This is a genomic window from Arthrobacter sp. Hiyo1, assembly GCF_001263615.2.
GTDB lineage: Bacteria > Actinomycetota > Actinomycetes > Actinomycetales > Micrococcaceae > Arthrobacter.
Window position 1 is genome coordinate 141,982 of the sequence record NZ_DF952471.1, and the last position, 5,149, is coordinate 147,130.

Here is a 5,149-nt window from a genome sequence, read left to right on the forward strand (position 1 = left end):
CCGAAAGTCTCATAGGGTGCTCTTTACGTGACGATCGATTTGTGAGGCAGCGTCCCGAATGCGTCTATATTTGGGTATCGGGACAATTCGGATGATGGGGAGTCAACGAACTGTCAGTAAATGGTTGGGAAACGCCACCATGGGGATGTGGATCTCAAATTAGTCGCTGAGAGACAGGTCACACAAAGACGGATTGTGTGTCCCTACATAGAATTTCCTTATGGCATCCAGGCCCCAAGTGGACTTGGAGGAAGGCAGACCGATGGATACGCGGAAGCTCTCATATTTTGTAAAGATCGTCGATTCGGGGAGCATCACCAAGGCCGCTGCAGCGCTCCACGTCGCCCAGCCTGCCCTCAGCCAGCAGGTGTCGGCACTGGAAAGCGATTTGAAGCAGCGCCTGCTGATCCGCAGTAAGCAAGGTGTCGAGCCGACCGCCGCGGGGCACACACTCTACCGCCATGCCCAGACCATCCTGCGGCTTGTTGAACAAGCGCGGCAGGACGTAGCGACATCCGGGGCCGCACCATCGGGCAGGGTGTCCATCGCCATCGCACCGTACAGCATGGCCTCCAGCCTCACACCGCAGATCATCCGGGAGGTCGGCCGGCGATACCCGGACATCGTGGTGCATTTGACCGAGATCTTCGGGGGCGTGCTGAGCGAAGCAATCAAGAACGGGCGCCTCGACATGGCCCTGATCTACGAGCCGGGGAAGATCCGCGGGGTTCAGTTCACCACCATGATCGTGGAAGACCTGCACCTGGTCACCCACGAAGACGTCGATGTTGCCCAGGGCCGCACTACTGTCACTCTTGAAGAAGCCAGCACCCTTGGACTGTTCCTCCCCGAAAAGAACCACACCCTGCGCCAGATCATCGAAAAGGGACTGGCCGAGCACGGGTTGCCCCTGCGGCTCGTAGGAGAAGTGGAGTCGGTTCCGTCGCTTGTCCGGCTCATCCGCGCAAACCTCGGGGCCACCGTGCTGCCGAAATCGGCTGCCGATGCGCTCTTCCCTGATGAGAACTTCAAGGTCCTGCGGATCGTCGAACCGGCCCTGCAGAGCAAGATCGCCCTGTGCACCCCCGACCACGAACCGCTGTCAGAGGCCGCCTCGGCCGTGCTCATCCTGGTCAAGGAGATGCTGCAGCAACAGTTGATCAGCAAGTACGCGGCCGATCCATCCTAGGGTTGATCCATCCATAACATTGCCTTATCCGGACAGACATCTTTGGTCTTATTCACGGGCATTTTTATTTCCTATTATCGAATTAGCAAGTAATTCGAAAGCGGCTCGCGGATTCCGTGAACCCAATCAAAGGAAACAGCGGTGAAAAAGATCAGCCAGACCCGGTGGGTTTCGAATCCAACCCTCGGAACGATCAGCGCACGGACCGGATTCCACTGCCCTAGGAACGGTTTCTGGCGTCCTTTGGGCGGCGTGGGCGAGCCCCTCTTCGTCTTCGAAGGAAGCCTCATGCCGCCCCATGCCGGACACAGCATCGAGTGGTACCTGGTCGACGCACGGCCAGGACACCCCGGACTGGACTGACTCGACTAACCACCCAAGGCGCCTTGCCCCAGGCAAGGCGCCTTCTTCGTGCCCGGAAACGGGCGCGCAAAAGGCCGGCCACCGCATTCGGTGACCGGCCCCAGCGTGACAATCAGTCTTCGACCAGCAGTCCCTTGGCCTTCAGCTTTTCCGTTAGTCCGCACAACTCGATGGTGGTGCCGCCGGCGTGGTAGGCCTTGATGAGCTCGCGTTCGGCGTCGTCCCGGGCTTGGGAGAGCGCGATGACCTCCTCCGCTTCCTCACGGCGGACGACAACGACGCCGTCTGCGTCACCGCGGAGGATGTCTCCGGGGTAGATGATCTCATCGCCGAACACCAGGGGGTGGTTGATGGGTCCGAGGGTTTCCTTGACCGTGCCTTTGATGCAGACGCTGCCCGAGAATACCGGCAGGCCCAATTCAATGAGGTCCTGGGTGTCCCGCACGCCGGAATCCGTCACCATCGCCGCAATGCCCTTGGCTTTCATGGCATTGCCCAAGACGTCGCCGAACGTTCCGGCGTCGGAAAATTCCTGGGCACCGACCAGGACCACGTCGCCGGCCTGGGCGTAGTGGATGGCAACCTGCAGCATGAGGTTGTCCTGCGGGGCACAGGCCACCGTCACGGCCGGGCCGCAGAAGGACATCGAGCGGTCGATCGGCTTGATCTTGGAGCTCAGGGCGCCGCGGCGGCCCTGGGCTTCGTGGATGGTCGCGGAGGAGAACGCCGCGAGGCGGCTGACGACGTCGGCGTCGGGCCTCTGGAATTTTGTCTTGACGTGGATCATTTCCTGAATCTTTCTCTTGGCTGGCTTCTGGGGTGCCCGTGGGGCTTAGTTGAGGGCGCTGACTGCCTTGCGGATCGAGTCCACGCCGGCGTTGATGGTCTCCAGCGATGTGGCGAAGGAAATCCGGAAGTAGGGGCCAAGGCCGTAGGCCGAGCCCTGGATGACGGCGACCGCAGCCGCGTTGAGGAGGTACAGCGTGAAGTCCTGGTCGTTCTCAATGACCGTGCCGTCCGGAGCGGTCTTGCCGATGACGCCGCTGCAATTCACGTAAGCGTAGAAGGCACCCTCGGCCGGCGCGACGGAAAGTCCGTCTATGGCGTTGAGGCCTTCGACGGCGACGTCCCGGCGCTTGCGGTACACCTCCACGCTGTCCCGGACGAACGACTGGTCGCCGTTCAGGGCGGCCGCCGCAGCTGCCTGGCTGACCGACGACGGGCAGGAGGAAGTCTGCGACTGCAGCTTGTTCATGGCCGCGATCAAAGGCGCCGGGCCCACGCCGTAGCCAAGGCGCCAACCGGTCATTGCGTAGGCCTTGGAGACTCCGTTGACCAGGAGGATGCGGTCGCGGAGGGTCGGAACGGCAGTGACGAGGCTGGTCACCCGGCCGTCGCCGAAGTGGATTTCGTCGTAGATCTCGTCCGTGAGGATGTAGACATGGGGGAATTCCTCAAGGACGGAACCCAGGGCCTGGAGTTCTTCGCGTGTGTACACGGCTCCCGTCGGGTTGGACGGAGCGTTGAGGATGAGCCATTTCGTCTTGGGCGTGATGGCTTCGCGGAGGGCGGCCGGTGTGAGCTTGAAGCCGGCGTCTTCTCCGCAAGCGACGATCACGGGCGTGCCGTCGTTGGCGAGGACCATGTCCGGGTAGGACACCCAGTACGGTGCGGGGACGATGACCTCGTCGCCCTCGTTGAGCGACGCGCTGAGCGCAACGTAGAGGACTTGCTTGGCACCGCCGCCGATGGTCAGCTGGTTCGCTTCGTAGCGCACACCGGTGTGGCTTTCAATCCGGCGGAGGATGGCGGTCTGCAGTTCCGGCGTTCCAGTCACCGAGGTGTACTTGGTCTGGCCGGCGTTGATCGCTTCGATCGCTGCCGCCTTGATGTGGCTGGGGGTGTCGAAGTCCGGCTCGCCGACGGTCAGGTCGATGATCGGGATGCCTTCGGCTCGTAGTTCACGGACGCGGGCGGCGGCCGCAACGCTCGCTGAGGACTTGATGCGTGTGACCCTCGACGCCGGCAGGTACTCGGACATTTGTCTTCTCCAGAATCGTGAAACTCAGGATTCGGGTGTCGAATCCCCAATTTCGAGACTAGGCACTGCCGGGCGCCGTGGATAAGACCTAATGTGCGTGGATCAATAAGAGGCCCTTATGACCACCTGATCTATATAGGGATTCCGTGGTCGTTTAGGGACATTTCAACCCCATATGGGAATCTTCCATGCACTTCGCTTATGGGTTCACGCGGTATTGGTATTTCCGCGGCTCTGCGAACACCGCCTAGATTTCATAGATCAGAAGTTCGCGAAGAGTCCGAAAGGGATCCAATGCCAGCCCAATCCGGGTCCCTTCCGGGCCCGTCAGCCACCGGCAGGTATACCTACCGGGCCAAGGTTCCAGCTCGGTCCCAAACCGTGGCCAAAGGAGAGCGTGCCAAGCTCACGCACGCCCTCGCGGCGCACAGGCAACTCCTGTCCCATGCTTCGAGCGCCATCCGCACATTGACCGCTGCCCGCAATGAGATGATCGCCCAGGCCCTTGAAGACGGGCTCACGCTGGCCACAATTTCGGCGGTGACCGGGGAAAACATTCGGGCTGTCCGAACCATCGGTTTGGCTTATGACGACCTTCACCCGAGCGGGCTCACGCGAGGCGCGCATGTGGATGGCCTGAGGGCGAAAAGCGAGCAACTCAAAGCAGCCGAAAGGCATCGCGACCGGATCGTTAATCAGCGGGAAGCGTTGATTGTCACGGCGCTCCGCACCCAAGCCTGCGATGACCTTGAACTTGCCTCGCTGACCGGCCTCACCCCCGAGCATATCCGCAGGTCAACGCGGGGCATCGCGCGCTCCGCCTAGCTTACTTAGTTACGTCTTTCTTTTCCGGGGGCGTCCTGCAGCTAAACAGTTCCTGTGTTCCCGTTTTCCTCGCGATGAGCACCGTCAATGCGCGCGCCGACGTCGAGATCGGTTCAAAATGCTGGATCGACCGCGCACCAACGTTCCAAATGCGCTTCACGCCCAGCACCCGGTCGTGCTCATCCGTGGCAACCAGGGGCGGACTTCCCTGCCCAGCCATGGGCCTGCGTTTCCAGCACAGACTGACTACCGTCGCGTGCTCCCAGAATTCCACGGCGGTTACAAAGAATTCGCGCCCCTCATCATCCAAGAACAGCCCGGACTGCGGGACGTAAACAGCCCGCAGATCGTACTCCACGGGGCCTGGACGCCGTGCAGCCGGCGATTCGGCGATGGCTGCGGCTTGTTGAGGATTGAGATCTGGTTGCGGGACCACGGCATGCTCCATTGAAATTGCGGCCGACCCCCTCCTCGACCGCCCCCGAGCGGCCTCGGGATATCCAATGTAGCTCCGTCCAAGGACCTCCGGAAGAGTACCGACTACCTACCTAGTTCAGTAGCTCGACGGGGCGTCACCTGTCCCGCCTAAGGGCGCTCCGCCGTCGGGGTTTGTTGGGATGAACTTGTCGGCGAGGGCTTCGCTGCCGCGTGCCAGCAGCGCGACATCCGCACCGACCAGCACGAACGAGGCACCGGCGTCCATGTACGCGCGTGCGGTGGCTTCGTTGAAG

At 61.7% G+C, this 5,149-nt stretch carries 6 protein-coding genes; 3 read left to right on the forward strand and 3 right to left on the reverse strand.

Features of this window, described 5'->3' with window-relative positions; genetic code table 11:
• Positions 1-262 precede the first annotated feature (262 nt).
• The gene (locus tag AHiyo1_RS12205; protein WP_059388746.1) at positions 263-1,189 is read left to right on the forward strand and encodes a LysR substrate-binding domain-containing protein; all 927 of its coding nucleotides are present in this window, start codon (positions 263-265) and stop codon (positions 1,187-1,189) included.
• Between the two features lie 141 nt (positions 1,190-1,330).
• Positions 1,331-1,552 (forward strand): hypothetical protein, encoded by a 222-nt coding sequence (locus AHiyo1_RS12210; RefSeq protein WP_059388747.1) that lies wholly within the window; start codon positions 1,331-1,333, stop codon positions 1,550-1,552.
• A gap of 112 nt (positions 1,553-1,664) precedes the next feature.
• Here the strand turns inward: AHiyo1_RS12210 and AHiyo1_RS12215 are convergent, their stop codons facing one another.
• Together AHiyo1_RS12215 and AHiyo1_RS12220 are read right to left on the reverse strand one after the other, a co-directional pair.
• Positions 1,665-2,339, reverse strand: a complete 675-nt coding sequence (locus AHiyo1_RS12215) for a 4-carboxy-4-hydroxy-2-oxoadipate aldolase/oxaloacetate decarboxylase (protein ID WP_059388748.1) — start codon at positions 2,337-2,339, stop codon at positions 1,665-1,667.
• Positions 2,340-2,384: 45 nt separating this feature from the next.
• Positions 2,385-3,593 carry an aspartate transaminase gene (locus AHiyo1_RS12220; RefSeq protein ID WP_059388749.1) on the reverse strand — a complete coding sequence of 403 codons (1,209 nt, stop codon included), beginning with the start codon at positions 3,591-3,593 and terminating at the stop codon, positions 2,385-2,387.
• A 294-nt stretch (positions 3,594-3,887) separates the two neighbouring features.
• Here AHiyo1_RS12220 and AHiyo1_RS12225 point away from each other — a divergent pair, with 294 nt between their 5' ends.
• Complete coding sequence (locus AHiyo1_RS12225; RefSeq protein ID WP_253257302.1) at positions 3,888-4,418, forward strand: hypothetical protein; 531 nt, start codon at positions 3,888-3,890, stop codon at positions 4,416-4,418.
• Position 4,419: 1 nt separating this feature from the next.
• Here the strand turns inward: AHiyo1_RS12225 and AHiyo1_RS12230 are convergent, their stop codons facing one another.
• The gene (locus AHiyo1_RS12230; RefSeq protein WP_148667551.1) at positions 4,420-4,854 is read right to left on the reverse strand and encodes a hypothetical protein; all 435 of its coding nucleotides are present in this window, start codon (positions 4,852-4,854) and stop codon (positions 4,420-4,422) included.
• Between the last annotated feature and the right edge of the window lie 295 nt (positions 4,855-5,149).

Excerpts from the sequence above, each read along its gene's own strand:
- AHiyo1_RS12205 (WP_059388746.1), top strand. The coding sequence starts at position 263 with ATGGATACGCGGAAGCTCTCATATTTTGTAAAGATCGTCGATTCGGGG.
- AHiyo1_RS12215 (WP_059388748.1), bottom strand. The coding sequence starts at position 2,339 with ATGATCCACGTCAAGACAAAATTCCAGAGGCCCGACGCCGACGTCGTC.
- AHiyo1_RS12220 (WP_059388749.1), bottom strand. The coding sequence starts at position 3,593 with ATGTCCGAGTACCTGCCGGCGTCGAGGGTCACACGCATCAAGTCCTCA.
- AHiyo1_RS12225 (WP_253257302.1), top strand. The coding sequence starts at position 3,888 with ATGCCAGCCCAATCCGGGTCCCTTCCGGGCCCGTCAGCCACCGGCAGG.